Source organism: Xanthomonas sp. NCPPB 3442 (assembly GCF_056725145.1).
In genome coordinates this window covers 2,417,402-2,435,376 of sequence record NZ_CM161514.1, presented here as the reverse complement: position 1 = coordinate 2,435,376, position 17,975 = coordinate 2,417,402, and the positions used below count along the sequence as shown (strand labels likewise).

Sequence of the window (17,975 nt, the reverse complement as noted above, 5' to 3'; positions counted from 1 at the left end):
GCTTGCTCGCACCTGCACGCACAACGATTCACCGTTAAAGCTTTTCCGCCCCCCGCCGTTAGTACGCATAGAACCATCCGTTCGGAGCAACAATGAGCACAGTGACATTGGGTGAGGATCTCGGCATCGAGACCAGCGCCGACCTCAAGCAAAAGCTTGCCGGATTCCTCACCCAGGACGGCGACCTGGTGCTTGATGCCGGTGAAGTCCGACGCATCCACACCGCCAGCGTGCAGTTGCTCTGCGCCTTTGTGCAGAGCCGCCGCCAGGCCGGCCTGCACACCGAATTCGATGGCTGCAACGACACTTTTAGGGATGCAGCGCGTCTGCTCGGCGTCACCGACGCGCTCGGACTCCCCGCATCCAATGACAACCTGAAATCTGTGGAGAACGCCGCATGAGCGCACGTATCTTGGTGGTGGACGATTCGGCGTCGATGCGCCAGATGGTCTCTTTCGCCCTCACCTCTGCCGGCTTTGCCGTCGAAGAAGCCGAAGACGGCGCCGTTGCGCTGGGCCGCGCGAAGGGCCAGCGCTTCAATGCGGTGGTCACCGACGTGAACATGCCCAACATGGACGGCATCTCGCTGATCCGCGAGCTGCGCCAGCTGCCGGACTACAAGTTCACCCCGATGCTCATGCTCACCACCGAGTCGGCGGCCGACAAGAAATCCGAAGGCAAGGCAGCCGGCGCCACCGGTTGGCTGGTCAAGCCGTTCAACCCAGAACAGCTGATCGCCACCGTGCAGAAAGTTCTCGGTTAAACCCTCCTCGCTTCAGCTTCGGATTTCACGCCCATGAGCATGGACCTGCAACGTTTTCACGCCACCTTTTTCGAGGAAAGCCGTGAAGGGCTCGACGCGATGGAGGCCGGGCTGCTGTCGCTTGAAGAAGGCAACCGCGACCCGGAAATCATCAACTCGGTGTTCCGCGCCGCGCACTCGATCAAGGGCGGCGCTGCCACCTTCGGTTTCGACGCCGTCGCAGGGCTGACCCACGTGCTGGAGACGCTGCTGGACGAGCTGCGCTCCAACAAGCGCCAGCTCGAACCCAATGCGGTCGATGCCATGCTTGGCTCGGTCGATGTGCTGCGCGCCCTGTTGCGCGAAGCCGAACACGGCACCCCGGCCGATCCGGCTGCGGTCAAGGCCGTGCACACCCGGTTGAATGCCGTGCTCGCTGGCGAAGCGCCGGCCGCCGCGGCGGTCGCCAAGCCCAAGGAAGAAGAACCCGAAGCCTGGCACATCGGTTTCACGCCGGCGCCGTCGCTGTTCATGAGCGGCAACGACCCGCTGCGCATCATCCGCGAGCTCGAACACCTGGGCCCGCTGCAGATCGCCGCGCGTTTGGAGCGCATGCCGGGTTTTGAAAACATCGATCCGCTGGAAGCGTATCTGGCGTGGGACCTGGGCCTGATCGGCAAGATTCCGCGCAGCAAGATCGAAGACACCTTTGCCTGGGTGGTGGACGACTGCGAACTGGACATCCGCCCGATGGCCGTGCCCGGCCCGCCGCCGAGCCTGGCCGTGGACGCTCCGGCGGCCGCACCGGTTGCAGCCGTTGCCGCTGCACCGGGCGCCGCTGCCGAACCTGCTGCCGCCGCGGCGACACCGGCCAAGGCCGCCGCTGCCGAAGCCGAAAGCTCGATCCGCGTCAGCGTCGACAAGGTCGATGCATTGATCAACCTGGTCGGCGAACTGGTGATCACCCAGGCCATGCTCAAGCAGGTCTCCACCGGCCTGGATCCGGCGCATGCCGAACAGCTGTTCGCCGGCCTGGATCTGCTCGAGCGCAATACCCGCGATCTGCAGGAAGCGGTCATCGGCGTGCGCATGCTGCCGGTGGATGCGGTGTTCCGCCGCTTCCCGCGCCTGGTCCGCGACCTCTCCAGCCGCCTCGGCAAGCAAGTGCGCCTGCGCACCATTGGCGAAAGCACCGAGCTGGACAAGGGCCTGATCGAAAAGATTGCCGATCCGTTGGTGCACCTGGTGCGCAACTCGATCGACCACGGCCTGGAAATGCCCGATGCGCGCCGCGCCTCCGGCAAGGACGAAACCGGCACGATTACCCTGGCGGCATCGCACCAGGGTGGCCACATCGTGATCGAAGTCAGCGACGACGGCCGCGGTCTCAATCGCGCCAAGATCCTGGAAAAAGCGGCCGAACGCGGCATCGCCGTGCCGGACAACCCGACCGATGCGCAGGTGTGGGACTTGATCTTCGCACCGGGCTTCTCCACCGCCGATGCGGTGACCGACCTGTCCGGTCGTGGCGTGGGCATGGACGTGGTCCGCCGCAACATCCAGGGCCTGGGTGGCGAAGTGCAGCTGGAAAGCAACGCCGGCAGCGGTACCCGCGTGTTGATCCGTCTGCCGCTGACCCTGGCCATTCTGGACGGCATGACCGTTTCGGTCGCCGGCGAAACCCTGATCCTGCCGCTGTCCTACGTGCTCGAAGCCCTGCAGCCGGCACCGGAAGACGTCCGCGCGATGGCCGGCGACGGTCGGGTACTGCGGGTGCGTGGCGAATATCTGCCGATCCTCTCGCTCACCAATTACTACGGCTTCGGCGGGCAACAGTCCTCCAAGGAATCGCTGGTGGTGGTGGTCGAAGGCGACGGCCAGAAGATCGCGCTGGAAGTGGACGAATTGCTTGGCCAGCAGCAGGTGGTGGTCAAGAACATCGAGAACAATTACCGGCGGATTCCGGGCGTTTCCGGCGCCACCATCCTCGGCGATGGGCGGGTCTCGCTGATCGTGGACATCGGTGGCCTGGTGCGCTCGCTCAAGGTACCGCAAGCCGCGTAATGCACTCGCCGCGGCCTGGATGCCGCGGCGCAAGGCTCCACCACGCCATCGATGCACGATGGGTGCTGGAGCGATCGCCGGCAGTATGGGGACTGCCGGCATCAGCAACACCCGTCCGGCCCGACACGACCGGCGGAGATTCTGGCCCTTTGTCCGGATCTTTCGACGCTGCCATCGTCATTCGCCCAACCACTGACGGGCGCCCACGAGGCCAGTCGTTCTCTGCAATACGAGAAGACCGCTATGAACTGGTTCCGCAATCTTGCCGTTGCCCGCAAGTTGGCCGTGGCGTTTTCCTTTACCGCGTTGATCACCTTGAGCCTGGGCGGGTTTGCGCTCGTGCGCATGCAGTCCAGCGCACATCTGTTGCGCGAGATCGGCACCGTGTGGGCACCGGCCGTGCAGCAACTGAGCGAAATGCGCGCATTGCTCGGCGAATTCCGCACCTACGAACTTGCCCAGCTGGCGCACGCCGACGATCCGAAGGCGGTGCAGAATTATTTCGAACGCATGGACAAGGCGCGCGCCGACGTCGCGACGGCGCAGGACGCCTACGCCAAGACCACCACGGCCGGCAGAGAGACCGAGTTGTACGACGAGGTCAAACTGAAACTGGACGCGTACTACAAGGCCAACGCCGCACTCAGCGCCGCGGTGCGTGCCGGCGATCTGGTCACTGCCAATCGCGTTTCCGATGAGCAATCGCGCCCGGCGCGGCGCGACCTGTTCGCGAAATTGGTGGAGCTGACCAAGTTCAACGTCGCCCACATGGACAGCGAGATCGCGCAGGCCGAGGCGACCTATCAACGCTCGGTGCAGGTCATGCTCGCGGCGATGGTGCTGGTCGTGCTGCTGGCTGCATTTGCCGGTTGGTTCATCGCCCGCAGCATCGCCGGCCCGCTCGCTCGCGCCACGCGGGTGGCCAGTGCCATCGCACAGGGCAAACTGGATAACGCCATCCACGTCGACAGCCGCGACGAAGCCGGGCAACTGCTACACAGCATGGAAGGCATGCAGCGGCAATTGCAGGCCGTGCTCGCAGCGCAGTCGGAAATGGCCAAGCGCCACGAAGCCGGCCAGATCAGCTACCGCATGGAACACGATGCGTTTCCAGGCGACTACGGCACCATGGTGCGCGACACCAACAGCCTGGTCGGCTCGCATATCGCGGTCAAGATGAAACTCGCGCAGATCATGTCGTGCTACGCCATCGGCGACTTCAGCCAGGACATGGACCGCCTGCCCGGCGAGAAGGCCGTGCTCAGTTCCACCATGGATACCGTCAAGGCCAACCTGTCGGCGATGAACGGCGAGATCAAGCTGCTGGCGCAGGCCGCTGCCAACGGCGACTTCAGCGTGCGCGGCAACACCGCACGTTTTCAGTACGATTTCCAGGCGATGGTGGAGAGCCTCAACCAGTTGATGGCGACCGCCGATGCCAACCTGAGCGCGCTGTCGAAGCTGTTGCAGTCCATTGCCGCGGGCGATCTCACCGAGCGCATGCAAGGCCAGTTCAATGGCGTGTTCGCCCGGATGCGCGACGATGCCAATACCACCACCGCGCAACTTGCCGATATCGTTGGGCGCATCCAGCACGCCACCTTGTCGATCAATACCGCGGCCAGCGAGATTGCCGCCGGCAACAACGATCTGTCGCAGCGCACCGAGCAGCAGGCGGCCAACCTGGAAGAAACCGCTGCCTCGATGGAGGAACTCACCTCCACCGTGCGCCAGAACGCCGAGCATGCGCGCCAGGCCAACCAGCTCGCCATCGGTGCGGCCACGGTGGCCTCGCAAGGCGGCAGCGTAGTGGCGCAGGTGGTGACCACCATGTCCGGCATCGAAGTGTCCTCGAAGAAGATCGCCGACATCATCAGCGTGATCGACGGCATCGCCTTCCAGACCAATATCCTGGCCTTGAATGCCGCCGTGGAAGCAGCGCGTGCCGGCGAGCAGGGCCGTGGTTTTGCCGTGGTCGCCTCGGAAGTGCGCACGCTGGCGCAGCGTTCGGCCGGCGCGGCCAAGGAGATCAAGCACCTCATCGACGACTCGGTGAGCAAGGTCGCCGAAGGCTCCGTCCTGGTGGACCAGGCCGGTAAGACCATGGCTGACATCGTCGCCAGCGTGCAGCGCGTCACCGACATCATGGGCGAGATTTCTGCCGCCTCGCAGGAACAGTCGGCCGGGATCGAGCAGGTCAACCTCACCGTGACGCAGATGGACGAAGCCACCCAGCAGAACGCAGCGCTGGTGGAAGAATCCACGGCCGCGGCGCGTGCGATGGAAGAGCAGGCCGGTCAGCTGTCCGATGCGGTGTCGATCTTCAAGGTGCAGCAGGTCGCTGCCGTGGCCACTGCAGCCAAGCGCCCTGCTCCGCCGCGCCTGGCCGCCGCCAAGCCAGGCGCTGCCAGATCGGCCACGACCAAGCGCGCCCCTGCATCGGCCGGTGTCGCGGCCACGGCCACAGCAACGCCACGCCCGGTGATTGCCGCAGCCGCCAACGGCGAGTCGAGTTGGCAGGAGTTCTGAGCGCCACCTCTGCGTGGAGCAGGCGACGAGGCGACCAAGCATGAGCAAGCCCCGGCAGCGATGTCGGGGCTTTTTTTTTGGCGCGTGCGGGTTGTAGCAACGCTCACGCGCACGCATCCCTGCATCCAATACGGCAGCAGATTCTCGCAGCCGGGATGCCTGCGCGATGCATCGCTTGGCCATGCCTCGCGCTGGCCCCACCGAGCACCATGAACGCCAGCATGCTGCAATGCAACATGCGACTTCAGAATTCCGGGTGGCGAACGCTACCGCTGTATCTCTTTTCCACCCTCCCCAGAGAGAAACACCATGAAATTCCTGCATTCCATGACCGTCGGGCGACGCCTGGCGGTGGCATTCGCGTTGCTGATCGCGTTGCTTGCCGGCTCCACCGCCCTGGCGCTGTCCCAGTTCAAGACCGTCCAACATCAGGTCGCGATCATCGTCGAGGTCAATAACCGCAAGGCAGCGCTGCTCAGTCAGATGCGCGAGAGCAACATGCTCGGCGAGCGCTACATCCGCGACTTCATGCTAGCGAGCCCGCAGCAGCGGCCCGCTGTCGATGCGCAGCTCAAGGCCAATCGCGAACATTACGCACAACTGTGGACCGCGTTGAAACAGCTGCCGACCAACAGCGACGGCCTACGTGCTCGGCAGGCCATCGAAGACAGCCTCACCGCTGCCCGCGCCACCAACAACCGGCTGCTGGGCCTGGTACGCGAAGGCGACCTGGAGGGCGCAAAGCAGCTGCTCAGTGGGCAGGCGCAGCCGTTGCTGGAGCGCCGCTCCAAGGCGATTGCTGCCGCGGTGGAATTGCAGAATCAGCAGAATGCCGCCGGCGCGGCCACCATCCTGGGCAGCGTGGCGCTGGCAAACCGTGCCTTGATCGCCTTCGGCCTGCTCGCGGCCGGCCTGGCCGCCGCGTTGGCGTGGCTGATCTCGGCCAGCCTGGTGCGGCCGCTGAAGCAGGCCACGCAGGTCGCCGATGCGATCGCCCACGGCGATCTGGATCACCCGATCGGCCCGCAGCCAGGCGATGAGCCCGGCCAGTTGTTGACCAGCATGCGCGGCATGCAGGAGCAGCTCAAGGCCGTTGCCGCCGCGCAGCAGGAGATGGCCCGCCAGCACGACAGCGGCAAGATCAGCTTCCGCATGGACCAGGATGCGTTTCCCGGGCAATACGGCAGCATGGTGCGCGATACCAATGCTCTGGTAGATGCGCATATCGCGGTCAAGCTCAAGCTCGCGCAGATCATGTCGCGCTACGCCATCGGCGACCTGAGCCAGGACATGGACCGCCTGCCGGGCGAAGAAGCCGTGTTGAGCGAGACCATGGACACCGTCAAATCCAACCTGACGGCGATGAACAGCGAGATCAAACTGCTGGCCCAGGCTGCGGCCGATGGCGACTTCAGCGTACGCGGCGATACGGCGCGTTTCCAGCACGATTTCCTGGCAATGGTGGAAAGCCTCAACCGGCTGATGGCCACCGCCGACGGTAATTTGGGCGCGCTGTCGAAGGTGCTGCAGGCCATTGCTGCAGGTGATCTCACCCAGCGCATGCAGGGCGAGTTCAACGGCGTGTTCGCGCAGATGCGCGACGATGCCAACGCCACCACCGAACAGCTCTCCAGCATTGTCGGGCGCATCCAGCACGCCACGGTGTCGATCAATACCGCGGCCAGCGAGATCGCCGCCGGCAACAACGATCTGTCGCAGCGCACCGAGCAGCAGGCCGCCAACCTGGAAGAAACCGCGGCCTCGATGGAGGAGCTCACCTCCACCGTCAGGCAGAACGCCGAAGGCGCACGCCAGGCCAACCAGCTTGCGATCGGCGCGGCGGCTGTGGCGTCGCAAGGCGGCGACGTGGTCGGCAAGGTGGTGTCCACCATGGCCGACATCGAAGTCTCGTCGAAGAAGATCGCCGATATCATCTCCGTCATCGACGGCATTGCCTTCCAGACCAACATCCTGGCGTTGAACGCCGCAGTGGAAGCGGCACGCGCGGGCGACCAGGGCCGCGGATTTGCGGTGGTGGCCAGCGAAGTGCGCACGCTTGCCCAGCGCTCGGCCGGCGCAGCCAAGGAGATCAAGCACCTCATCGACGACTCGGTGGGCAAGGTCGCCGAAGGCTCCGTCCTGGTGGACCAGGCCGGCAAGACCATGGCCGACATCGTCGCCAGCGTGCAGCGCGTCACCGACATCATGGGCGAGATTTCTGCCGCCTCGCAGGAACAGTCGGCCGGGATCGAGCAGGTCAACCTCACCGTGACGCAGATGGACGAAACCACCCAGCAGAACGCGGCGCTGGTGGAAGAAGCCACGGCCGCGGCACGTGCAATGGAAGAACAAGCCGGTCAGTTGTCCGATGCGGTATCGATCTTCAAGGTGCAGCAGGTCGCCGGTGTGGCGCCCGCGGCCAAGCGCCCTGCACCGCTGCGCCTGGCCGCCGCCACGTCGGCCAGCGCTGCCAAACGGGTGACCGGCTCGGCTGTTACAAAACCCAGCGCCGCCCCCGCCACAGCACAACGCCGGCTGGCTGCCGCGGCCAGCAACAGCGAATCGAACTGGCAGGAGTTCTAAGCCCACTGCAGATACACGGCCGCCGGATCAGACGGCAGGTGGTCCCCAGGCCCCGGCAGCAATGTCGGGGCTTTTTTTTGGCGGGGAAAACCCTGCCGAGGCAGTGTCGCGTGTCGTTGTCGACAGCTTGCGGTGGGCGCATGAGGCTGTGCGCGTGCCTTCATCCGGCGCTGCGCACCGGCTTTCCCCGCAGGAGAAGGAAGTCATTGCGACGACCATGCAAGCGTGCCGCTGGTCGAAAATCGGTCAAGCGCAGGCTCGTGCGGCCGATACAACAAGCACTGAGGGCCGCATTGCCCGCGCTAGATCGAAGGACGTCCGCATGCACACCGCCAACTCCAACCGCTCTGCCCGCACCGTGCTGGGCTGTGTGTTCACCGTCGCGTTGCTGGCTGCGGGCGTCTCGTTGCCGCCCTCCTTCGCCGCCCCGGCAGCGCCGGTCTCGGTGCTTCTGGACAATGTGCCGGTTACTGCATTGCAGGCGCTGGCGGTGGATCTGGCGCAGTTGCGCGACGATCAACGTGCACAGCTTGCCGCCAGGCACGATGCGGCGCGTATCGAAGCCTACGACGAGCGTCTGGGCAATCTGCATCAGCGGATCGCACGGCATGCCGGCTACTTCCAGGCCACCGCGCCGCAGGGCGAACAGGCACGCAAATTCGCGCTGGTGCAGCAGCAGCTGGGCAAGTACCTGGCACAGCACCGTCAGGCCAATCGCGCCCTGCACGAAGGCGACCTGCAATACGCACAAGCCTTGTCGCTGGGCCATAGCGGCGATACCCGCCACGTCTTGTGGACCGAACTGCAGAGCCTGCAGCAATCGGTCGCCAGCGTGAACGTTGCGCAGCGCAACTGAGCCGCTGCAGGCAAACCTTGCCACGCAGCGCCCGGGCAACATCACGCGTAGCACGCGCCAGTTCACGCTGAACCATCACGCCTTGTGCGGCCGAGTTCATCGGCGCGGCGACTGCACAATCTCCCGGCCCGCCCGCCGGTGCCGTTCACACCGTGCGCGCTGCCCGGTGCTGCATGCGCAGCGCCTGCGCCAGGACGCTGAGCGCCGTCACCGCATTGCCTGATGAATTCGCCGGGCAGCTGTGAGCCGTTCAATGGTCGCCGAAAGTGCAAACCGCCACCGTGCCCACGCCGTCGGCGATCGCGTGACAGCATGTCTTTCAGGCACTGTCTGGTTCGCTGTCATGCCCAGCGCGCTGCCACTGCGCCGAGCACGCAAAGCGCCGTGCCAGCGCGTTAACGCACTGAGCAAAGTCAGGCCATTCGCACGTGGCCTGCGCCACACATCGTCCGCAACCCTGCGGTGCGCCCGGCTCAACATTTTCGGAGTCGGGTCGCTATTCGACTTACGCCGGTCACATTCCTTTGCTGGATATCTGCCATGACGCTGAAGACCACGGTTGCAAAAACGCTGGCCAATGTGCCGCTCAAGCGCAAGTTCTTCGCCCAGACTGCTCTGGTTGCGCTGGGCATCATTGCGTTGGCGGTGATCGCCGCACGCATGCAGTACGTCGATCTGACCGATACGCGCCGCGATGGGCTCAAGAGCCAGATCGAGATGGCGATTGCAGTGGTCAATGGCTACGCCGAGCGCGCCGAAAAGGGCGAGATCGACGTGGAGACCGCCAAGAAAAGTGCGCTGCATACCCTGTCGACCATGCGCGCACGTGGCGGTGTGGATTACATCTACGTCACCGACCAGACGCCGACGATGCTGATGCACCCCACCCGGCCCGACCTGGTCGGCAAGCCGTTGAGCGATGTGCTCAGCCCGGACGGCAAGCGCGTGTTTCCGGCGTTCGTCACCGCAGCGCAGGCCGGCGGCGGCTATGTCGATTACACCTGGGCCAAGCCAGGGCAGAAGGATCCGGTGCAGAAAACCTCGTACGCGGCGCTGTACAAGCCGTGGGGCTGGGTGATCGGCACCGGCGTGTACCTGGACGACACTCAATCGCAGGCGCTGGTTTTCACCGGCATCGTTGCGATCGCCGGAGGCGCCTTGGTGCTGATCAATCTGCTGGTGGGCTGGATGATCGGCAACTCCATCCTGGAGCCGGTGTCGCGGGCCCTGGCAGCCATCAAGGGTGTGGCGCGCGGCGACCTGAGCGTGCGTACTGCCGAACACGGCACCGATGAAATCGGCCAGATGCTCAAGGCCACCGACGAGATGGTCCACACCTTGGAGCGCTTCTCCGCGCAGACCAAGGTGATGGTGCACATGCATGCCGGCGACGATGTCACCCACCGCATGCCGACCGATTTCCCGGGCGTCTACGGCGAGCTGGCCACCGGCATCAACACGATGATCTTCGAGCACCTGGATGCCATCGTCGATGCGATCGGCATCCTCAACGAGTATGCGCAAGGCGACCTGTCGCGCAATGCCGCGCGCCTGCCCGGCACGCGTGCGGTGCTGCACGAAGCGATGGACGCGGCCAAGGCCAGCCTGCTGGCGATCAACACCGAGATCAAACGCCTGGCCCAGGCCGCGGCTAACGGCGACTTCAGTCAACGCGGCGATGCCACGCGCTTCAAGCACGACTCGGCGCGCATGATCAACGACCTCAACGCGATGATGGAGGTCAGCGACCGCAACCTGGGCAAGCTGTCCGAGCTGCTGGCATCCCTGGCCGAAGGCGACCTCACTGCGCGCCTGGATGGCCAGTACCATGGCGTGTTCGCGCGCATGCGCGACGACGCCAACACCACGGCCACCCAACTGGCCGGCATCGTCGGGCGCATCCAGCAGGCCGCCAGTTCCATCACCGGCTCGGCCAGCGAAATCGCCGCAGGCAACAACGATCTGTCCCAGCGCACCGAACAGCAGGCCGCCAATCTGGAAGAAACCGCCGCCTCGATGGAGGAGATCACCTCCACCGTCAAGCAGAATGCCGAAAGCGCACGCCAGGCCAACCAGTTGGCGATCGGCGCCGCCAGCGTGGCCTCGCAGGGCGGCCAGGTGGTGAGCCAGGTGGTGGACACCATGTCCGGTATCCAGACCTCGTCCAAGAAGATCGCCGAGATCATCAGCGTCATCGACGGCATCGCCTTCCAGACCAATATCCTGGCGCTGAATGCCGCGGTGGAAGCCGCACGTGCCGGCGAACAAGGCCGCGGATTTGCGGTGGTCGCCTCGGAAGTACGCACGCTGGCCCAGCGTTCGGCCAATGCGGCCAAAGAGATCAAGCACCTCATCGACGATTCGGTGGGCAAGGTGTCCGAGGGCTCGCTGCTGGTGGATCAGGCCGGCAAGACCATGGCCGAGATCGTCTCTTCGGTGCAGCGCGTCACCGACATCATGAGCGAAATTTCTGCCGCCTCGCAGGAACAGTCGGCCGGGATCGAACAGGTCAACCTCACCGTCACCCAGATGGACGAGAGCACGCAGCAGAACGCGGCGCTGGTGGAAGAAGCCACCGCAGCGGCTAATGCCATGCAGCAGCAGGCGCAGCAGCTGGATGAGGCGGTGTCCAGCTTCCGGATCGTCGCGGCCACCTCCAAGACGTTCGGCCATGTCGGCACACGCGCGCCTGCGCGGGCTGCGCTGGCCGCCTACTGACCGCACATGCCCCGCTCCGGCGGGGTTGTTTTCTCCCTTTTCCTTTTTCCTTCCGCGGCTACGCCCATGACCTCGCCTTCCACCCACTCACGTTTCAGCGGACGCCTAGCGTACCGCCTGATGTTCGGTACGGCAGTCATTGCGTCGCTGTGCTTCGGTTTGACCGCAGCCATCACCTATTGGCAAAGCAGTCGCGCATTGAGCGCCTCTGCGCAGGCCACGATGCAAAATGCCGCGCGCTACCAGGCCGAGCAGATCGGCAGCGAGCTTGGCCAGGCGTTGACGACCGGCCAATCGCTGGCCACCACCTTGCTGGTGCAACGCGCCAATGGCGGCATCAGCCGCGACAGCGCCGCGGCAGTGGTGCACGACCAATTGCTGGACCACCCCGAGTGGGTCGGCATGGGCACCTTGTGGGAGCCGCAGGCCTTCGATGGCAAGGACAGCGCATTCGCCAATGCCAAGGGCCACGACGCCACCGGCCGCTTCATGACCTACTGGGGACGCAGTGAGCAGACACTGGTCCGCGAGCCGCTCACCGATTACGAAACCCCCGGCCTGGGCGACTGGAATCTGAAACCGCGTGCACTGCTGCGGCAGACCGTGGCCGAACCCTACGATTACAAGATCGGCGGCAAGACCGTGCTGATGACCACCTTGTCCACGCCGATCCTGCAGGACGGCAAGTATCTGGGCGCGGTCACCGTGGACGTGGCACTGGCGGCATTGCAGCAGCGCCTTGGCGCCTTGCGCCCGATGCAGGACGGTTATGTCGAACTGCTCTCGCCTGCCGGCGTGGTGCTGGCATCGCACGACACCACGCGCATCGGCAAGCAGGTCACCGACGCACGCCACCGCACCATGCTGGAGGCGATCAAGGCCGGCAAGGACGCGTTGGATTTCACCCCCGATGCAGACGGCGCAGTCAGCGCCTACGTTCCGCTACAGATCGGCAAGGCGCAGGAGCGCTTCGCGCTGGGCGTGGTGGTGCCGTATGCCACGATCATGCAGCAGGCGCATCACCTGCTGTGGACCATCCTTGCCGTCGGCCTTGGCTCGGCGCTGGTGCTCAGCGTGGCGCTGTTTGCGCTGCTGCGTCGCCAGGTGGTGCGGCCGCTGGAGGCCGCTGCGCACGTGGCCGATGCGATCGCCTCGGGCAAGCTCGACAACCAGATCGCCGTGCAGCGCCAGGACGAAGTGGGCCGCCTGATGGGCGCCATGCAACGCATGCAGAGCGACCTGCGCGAGCGCATCGAGCGCGATGCGCAGGTGGCCAACGAAAACCTGCGCATCCGCACCGCGCTGGAACATTCGGAAATGGAAGTGTTGCTGGCCGACGAACAGCACAACGCGGTGTTCATCACCCAGGCGCTGCACACCTCGTTCAAGCAGGGCGAGCCCGCCTTTCATGCCAAGGGCCAGACCGGCTTCAGTGCCGATGCGGTGGTCGGCAAGCCGATGGACTACGTGTTCGGCAACGATGGCGAAGGCGCCTCGCGTACGCAGCGTCTGCGGCAGCTGCAGTCCACCACCACCGAGCGCTACCGCTTCGGGCCGGTGACGCTGGATCTGACCATGACCCCGCTGTATGCCCCCGATGGCCGTCGTAGCGGCAGCATGCTGCTGTGGCGCAATATCAGTGCCGAAGTCAGCACCCAGCAGGAAGTGGCCGAGCTGGTGCAGTCCGCCTTGATGGGCGATTTCGGCCAGCGCCTGGCGCTGGACGACAAGCATGGGTTCTATCTGGAATTCGGCCGGCAGCTCAATGGCCTGCTGGAAACCACTTCGCTGAGCCTGGAGCGGATTTCCAGCCTGCTCAGTGCGCTGGCCGAAGGCGACCTCACCGTACGCATGGACGGCGACTTCCAGGGCGTGTTCGCCCGCATGCGCGACGATGCCAACGCCACGGTGGCGCAGCTCACCGGCATTGTCTCCGGCATTCAGACCTCGGCCACGCAGATCAGCGCAGCCGCCAGCGAAATTGCTGCCGGCAACAACGATCTTTCCCAGCGCACCGAACAACAGGCCGCCAATTTGGAAGAAACCGCCGCCTCGATGGAGGAACTCACCTCCACCGTCAAACAGAATGCCGAGCATGCGCGTCAGGCCAACCAGCTGGCCATCGGCGCAGCCGACGTGGCATCGCATGGCGGTTCGGTGGTGGCGCAGGTCGTCACCACCATGTCGGGCATCGAGACCTCGTCCAAGAAGATCGCCGAGATCATCAGCGTCATCGACGGGATCGCATTCCAGACCAATATCCTGGCCTTGAATGCGGCGGTGGAAGCGGCGCGCGCCGGCGAACAGGGCCGCGGATTTGCCGTGGTCGCCTCCGAGGTGCGCACGCTGGCGCAACGTTCGGCCGGTGCTGCCAAGGAGATCAAGCACCTGATCGACGATTCGGTGAGCAAGGTGGAACAAGGCTCGTCGCTGGTGCATCAGGCCGGCACCACCATGAGCGAGATCGTCGCCAGCGTGCAGCGCGTCACCGACATCATGGGCGAAATCTCCGCCGCCTCGCAGGAGCAGTCGTCGGGCATCGAGCAGGTCAACCTCACCGTGACGCAGATGGATGAAGCCACGCAGCAGAATGCCGCGCTGGTGGAAGAAGCCACTGCCGCAGCGCGTGCGATGGAAGAACAGGCCGGCCAGCTGACCGAGGCGGTGGCGGTCTTCAAGCTCAATCATGCGGTCAAGCCCGTGCTGGCTGCGTCCACTGTCAAACCAGCGGTGCGCGCGGTGGTCACCACCAAGCCGGCAGCCGCCCGCGGCAAGCGCGTGGCGACACTGCTGCCTCACTCCGTGGGCAAGTCCTCCGGCACTGCCGGTCACGACAGCCAGTGGCAGGATTTCTAACCGCCCTGCGCGCAGTGGATTGCAAGCGAACACAAGCGTAATCGCACGAACGCAGCGTTACTTGCATTCCACAACTGCATCCCGCACGGCGCGTCATCGGCGCGCTGTGCATGCCCTGCCCCTTCCGATCGTCCGACGCGCATCAAGAATCATGCAGCGTTGCCGTTAGTGTGGATGACATCGACTGCCTGCGCCACACCGCAGCAGCCGGTCCAGCAGTGCATGCGTGCTGTCGCGACCAACGCAGCCAGCGCATGCATCCGGATAGTTGTTTCCGCAGGTCGCCACGCAAGGGATGCCATGAAGCCGTCTGTTATCGCCAGCTGTTTTGTGCTGTTGGGTGTGATGGGTCATGCCCGCGCTGAAGACCCGATCGCGACCGACCGCCCCGATTTCGTGGAATCCAGCCTCACTGTCGGCGACCGCCGCGTGCAGGTGGAAACCAGCGTCGCGTGGGAACGCGATGATGCGGTGGATGCGTATTCCACACCCACCCTACTGCGCTACGGCCTGGGCCAGACCTGGGAACTGCGGCTGGAAACCGATGGCTGGCAGCGCATCGACCTGCCCGGCGATGCGCAGGTCAGCGGCATGTCCGACGTCTCGCTCGGCATCAAGCACCACCTGGCCAGCTCCGACGATGGCAAGACCTCGCTGGCCTGGTTGCTGCATGTGGATCTGCCCAGCGGCGCGCAGGCGTTGCGCGGCCATGGTGCACGCCCCTCGTTCCGGCTGGTGGCCGAATGGGAGCTCAGCGACAGCATTTCCGCCGGCATGATGCCCGGAGTGATCTGGGACGACGATGGCCAGGGCAATCGATATACCGCCGGCATCTTCGGTGCCGTTCTCGGCAAGGCCTGGAACGACCGCGTGCGCTCGTTCGTCGAAGTGGCGTTGCCGCAGATCGCCAACAGCGACGATGGCGGCACCGTGGCCCTGCTCGATGTCGGCTCGGCCTGGCTGCTGAGCAACGACGTCCAACTGGACGCTGTCTACAGCCGCGGACTCAACGACCGCTCACCGGATCACGCGCTCGGCGTGGGCCTGTCTTTCCGCTTCTGACACGGGTTGCACCATGAAGATCATGCACATGCTGGGCGTCCTGGTGCTGGTGGCCGCATTGGCGCTGCTCGCCTTGGGTGGCGTGGGCTATAACGGCCAACGCGGCCTGCTCGATGCGATTGCCGCACAGGTCATCTCCTCCGATGCGCTGCGCAACCATATGCAGGCGGACATGATGCACGACGCCCTGCGCGGCGATGTCACCGCGGCGTTGCTTGCTGCCTCCACGAAAGACGATAAAGCCGTGTCGGCCGCGCGCAGCGCATTGGGCGAACACGCCGGCGAATTCCGCGAGTCGCTGGCAGCCAACCGCAAACTGCCGCTGGCCCCCGCATTGCGCGCCGATCTGGACGCGGTGACGCCGGCGCTGCAGGCCTATATCGCATCCGCCGACCAGGTGGTGAAGGCTGCCGAAACGCATGCGGACAGCGCAGCGGCCTACGCGGATTTCAACGATAAATTCGGCCAGCTTGAAACCCGCATGGGCGCCATCAGCGAGCGCATCCTGGCCTTGAACGAGGCCAGCCGCCGCCAGGCCGAGCAATACAGCCACCGCGTGATGTGGCAGCAGGGTAGCGCCGTGGTGCTGGCATTCGTGTGCCTGGCGCTGGCGGCCGGCTGGATTCTGCGCTCGGTATTCGGCCTGCTTGGCGGCGAGCCGCAGCTGGCCATGGCTGCCGCGCAACACATCGCCGAAGGCCGCCTGGACCAACCGATCCCGGTCGCCGCAAAGCACAGCCGCAGCCTGATGGCCGCATTGGCGCGCATGCAGCGCGACCTGCGCGAGCGTCTGGAGCGCGAGCGCAGCATCGCAGCCGAAAACCTGCGCATCCGCACCGCACTGGATAACGCTTCCACCGGCATGTACATCGCCGACCCGGACCTCACCATCATCTACACCAATGGTGCGCTGCAAAACCTGCTGCACACCTACGCAGACGATATCCAGGCCTGCGCGCCCGCGTTCAATCGCACCGCCAAGCTGGTCGGCCAACCGGTCTCGCTGCTGGAAGTGGGCAACGCACAGGACGCGGAGATCTATCAGCGTCTGGACCGCCAGGGCGCTGCCCAGCGCGAGGTGCAGTACCGCAGCACCTGCATCGCACAGAACGTTTCGGCAATTCGCGACGAGGCCGGCGCGCATCTGGGCTTTGTCTGCGAGTGGCGCGACCGCACGGCCGAGGCGCGCGTGGAAATCGACGTTGCCGACGTGGTGCGCAGCGCCGCTGCCGGCGATCTATCCAAGCGCATCGACAGTACCGGGAAACAAGGCTTTTTCCTGCAACTGGCGCAACAGCTCAATGCCTTGCTCGATGCCAACGCGGTCAGCATCGCCGAAGTGTCGCGCCTGCTGAGCGCGCTGGCCGACGGCGACCTGAGTGCGCGCATGCAGGGCCAGTTCCATGGCGTTTTCGCCACGATGCGCGACGACGCCAATACCACCGCCGAGCAACTGGCGCTGGTGATCGGGCGTATCCAGCAGGCCGCCGGCAGCATTCATACCGCCTCCAGCGAAATTGCCGCCGGCAACAACGACCTGTCGCAGCGCACCGAACAACAAGCGGCCAATCTGGAAGAGACTGCCGCCTCGATGGAAGAGCTCACCTCCACCGTCAAACAGAATGCTGAAAGCGCACGCCAGGCCAACCAGTTGGCGATCGGTGCGGCTGGTGTGGCTTCGCAGGGCGGCGCGGTGGTGGCGCAGGTGGTCACCACCATGTCCGGCATCGAAGTCTCATCGAAAAAGATCGCCGAGATCATCAGCGTGATCGACGGCATCGCGTTCCAGACCAACATCCTGGCGCTCAACGCCGCCGTGGAAGCGGCGCGTGCCGGCGAGCAGGGCCGCGGTTTCGCAGTGGTCGCCTCCGAGGTGCGCACGCTGGCGCAGCGGTCGGCCGGTGCCGCGAAAGAGATCAAGCATCTGATCGACGATTCGGTGAGCAAGGTCGCCGAGGGCTCGCAGCTGGTCCATCAGGCCGGCACCACCATGGCCGATATCGTCGCCAGCGTGCAGCGCGTCACCGACATCATGGGCGAGATCGCTGCCGCGTCGCAGGAACAGTCGTCGGGTATCGAGCAGGTCAATCTCACCATCACCCAGATGGATGAGGCGACCCAGCAGAACGCCGCATTGGTGGAAGAAGCCACTGCCGCTGCGCGCACCATGGAGGACCAGGCCAGCCAGCTGGCGCACGCAGTGTCGCGCTTTACCCTGGCCGATGCGCCGCAGGCGCAGGCTGCAATGCCTGTGGCCACAACGCCCGCCGTGGTCGCCGTTGCCCGGGCAAGCAAGCCCAGCACGCGTGCGCCGAGCGCTCGCAAGCCGGCAGTGAACGCGTCCGCGGCCACCGCCGGCAACGACAGCCAGTGGCAGGACTTCTGAGCAAGACCGGCGCGCGACGGCGGCCCGGATCTGGCGCCGTGACGCAGAGCGCTGTTAGCGGCCATGCGACTCGGCCACATCGCCGCGACAGCTGTATAGCGGCGTTTTCGCGTAATCGGCAGGCGTTTGCCTGCCCGTTAATACTTCACAACTAAAGAAGTTGGCGTTTCAGCCGTTAG

10 protein-coding genes are annotated in these 17,975 nt (G+C 65.1%); all 10 read left to right on the top strand.

Annotated features, from left to right (window positions below):
* Positions 1-92 precede the first annotated feature (92 nt).
* The 10 genes from AC1POX_RS10560 to AC1POX_RS10515 all read left to right on the top strand — a co-directional run bounded on the left by AC1POX_RS10560 (position 93) and on the right by AC1POX_RS10515 (position 17,796).
* A complete protein-coding gene (locus AC1POX_RS10560) occupies positions 93-401 on the top strand; it encodes an STAS domain-containing protein (RefSeq protein WP_003489692.1) in 309 nt (102 codons plus the stop codon).
* Positions 398-763, top strand: a complete 366-nt coding sequence (locus AC1POX_RS10555) for a response regulator (protein WP_002806565.1) — start codon at positions 398-400, stop codon at positions 761-763. The genes AC1POX_RS10560 and AC1POX_RS10555 overlap by 4 nt, the downstream gene beginning before the upstream one ends.
* 33 nt (positions 764-796) lie before the next feature.
* Positions 797-2,806, top strand: coding sequence for a chemotaxis protein CheA (locus AC1POX_RS10550; protein WP_008577777.1), 2,010 nt, complete (start codon positions 797-799; stop codon positions 2,804-2,806).
* 243 nt (positions 2,807-3,049) lie between these two features.
* On the top strand, positions 3,050-5,335 hold the full coding sequence (locus AC1POX_RS10545) for a methyl-accepting chemotaxis protein (RefSeq protein ID WP_372357117.1): 2,286 nt from the start codon (positions 3,050-3,052) through the stop codon (positions 5,333-5,335).
* Positions 5,336-5,644: 309 nt separating this feature from the next.
* A complete protein-coding gene (locus AC1POX_RS10540) occupies positions 5,645-7,918 on the top strand; it encodes a methyl-accepting chemotaxis protein (protein ID WP_372357116.1) in 2,274 nt (757 codons plus the stop codon).
* A gap of 322 nt (positions 7,919-8,240) precedes the next feature.
* Positions 8,241-8,774: a hypothetical protein gene (locus AC1POX_RS10535; protein ID WP_008577780.1), complete on the top strand. Its 534-nt coding sequence runs from the start codon at positions 8,241-8,243 to the stop codon at positions 8,772-8,774.
* A gap of 540 nt (positions 8,775-9,314) precedes the next feature.
* Positions 9,315-11,492, top strand: coding sequence for a methyl-accepting chemotaxis protein (locus AC1POX_RS10530; RefSeq protein WP_372357115.1), 2,178 nt, complete (start codon positions 9,315-9,317; stop codon positions 11,490-11,492).
* A gap of 66 nt (positions 11,493-11,558) precedes the next feature.
* Entirely contained in the window at positions 11,559-14,348 is a 2,790-nt protein-coding gene (locus AC1POX_RS10525; protein WP_372357114.1) for a methyl-accepting chemotaxis protein, read from the top strand.
* A 300-nt stretch (positions 14,349-14,648) separates the two neighbouring features.
* On the top strand, positions 14,649-15,410 hold the full coding sequence (locus AC1POX_RS10520) for a transporter (RefSeq protein ID WP_008577050.1): 762 nt from the start codon (positions 14,649-14,651) through the stop codon (positions 15,408-15,410).
* Positions 15,411-15,423: 13 nt separating this feature from the next.
* The gene (locus AC1POX_RS10515) at positions 15,424-17,796 is read left to right on the top strand and encodes a methyl-accepting chemotaxis protein (RefSeq protein ID WP_372357113.1); all 2,373 of its coding nucleotides are present in this window, start codon (positions 15,424-15,426) and stop codon (positions 17,794-17,796) included.
* The last annotated feature ends 179 nt before the right edge of the window (positions 17,797-17,975 follow it).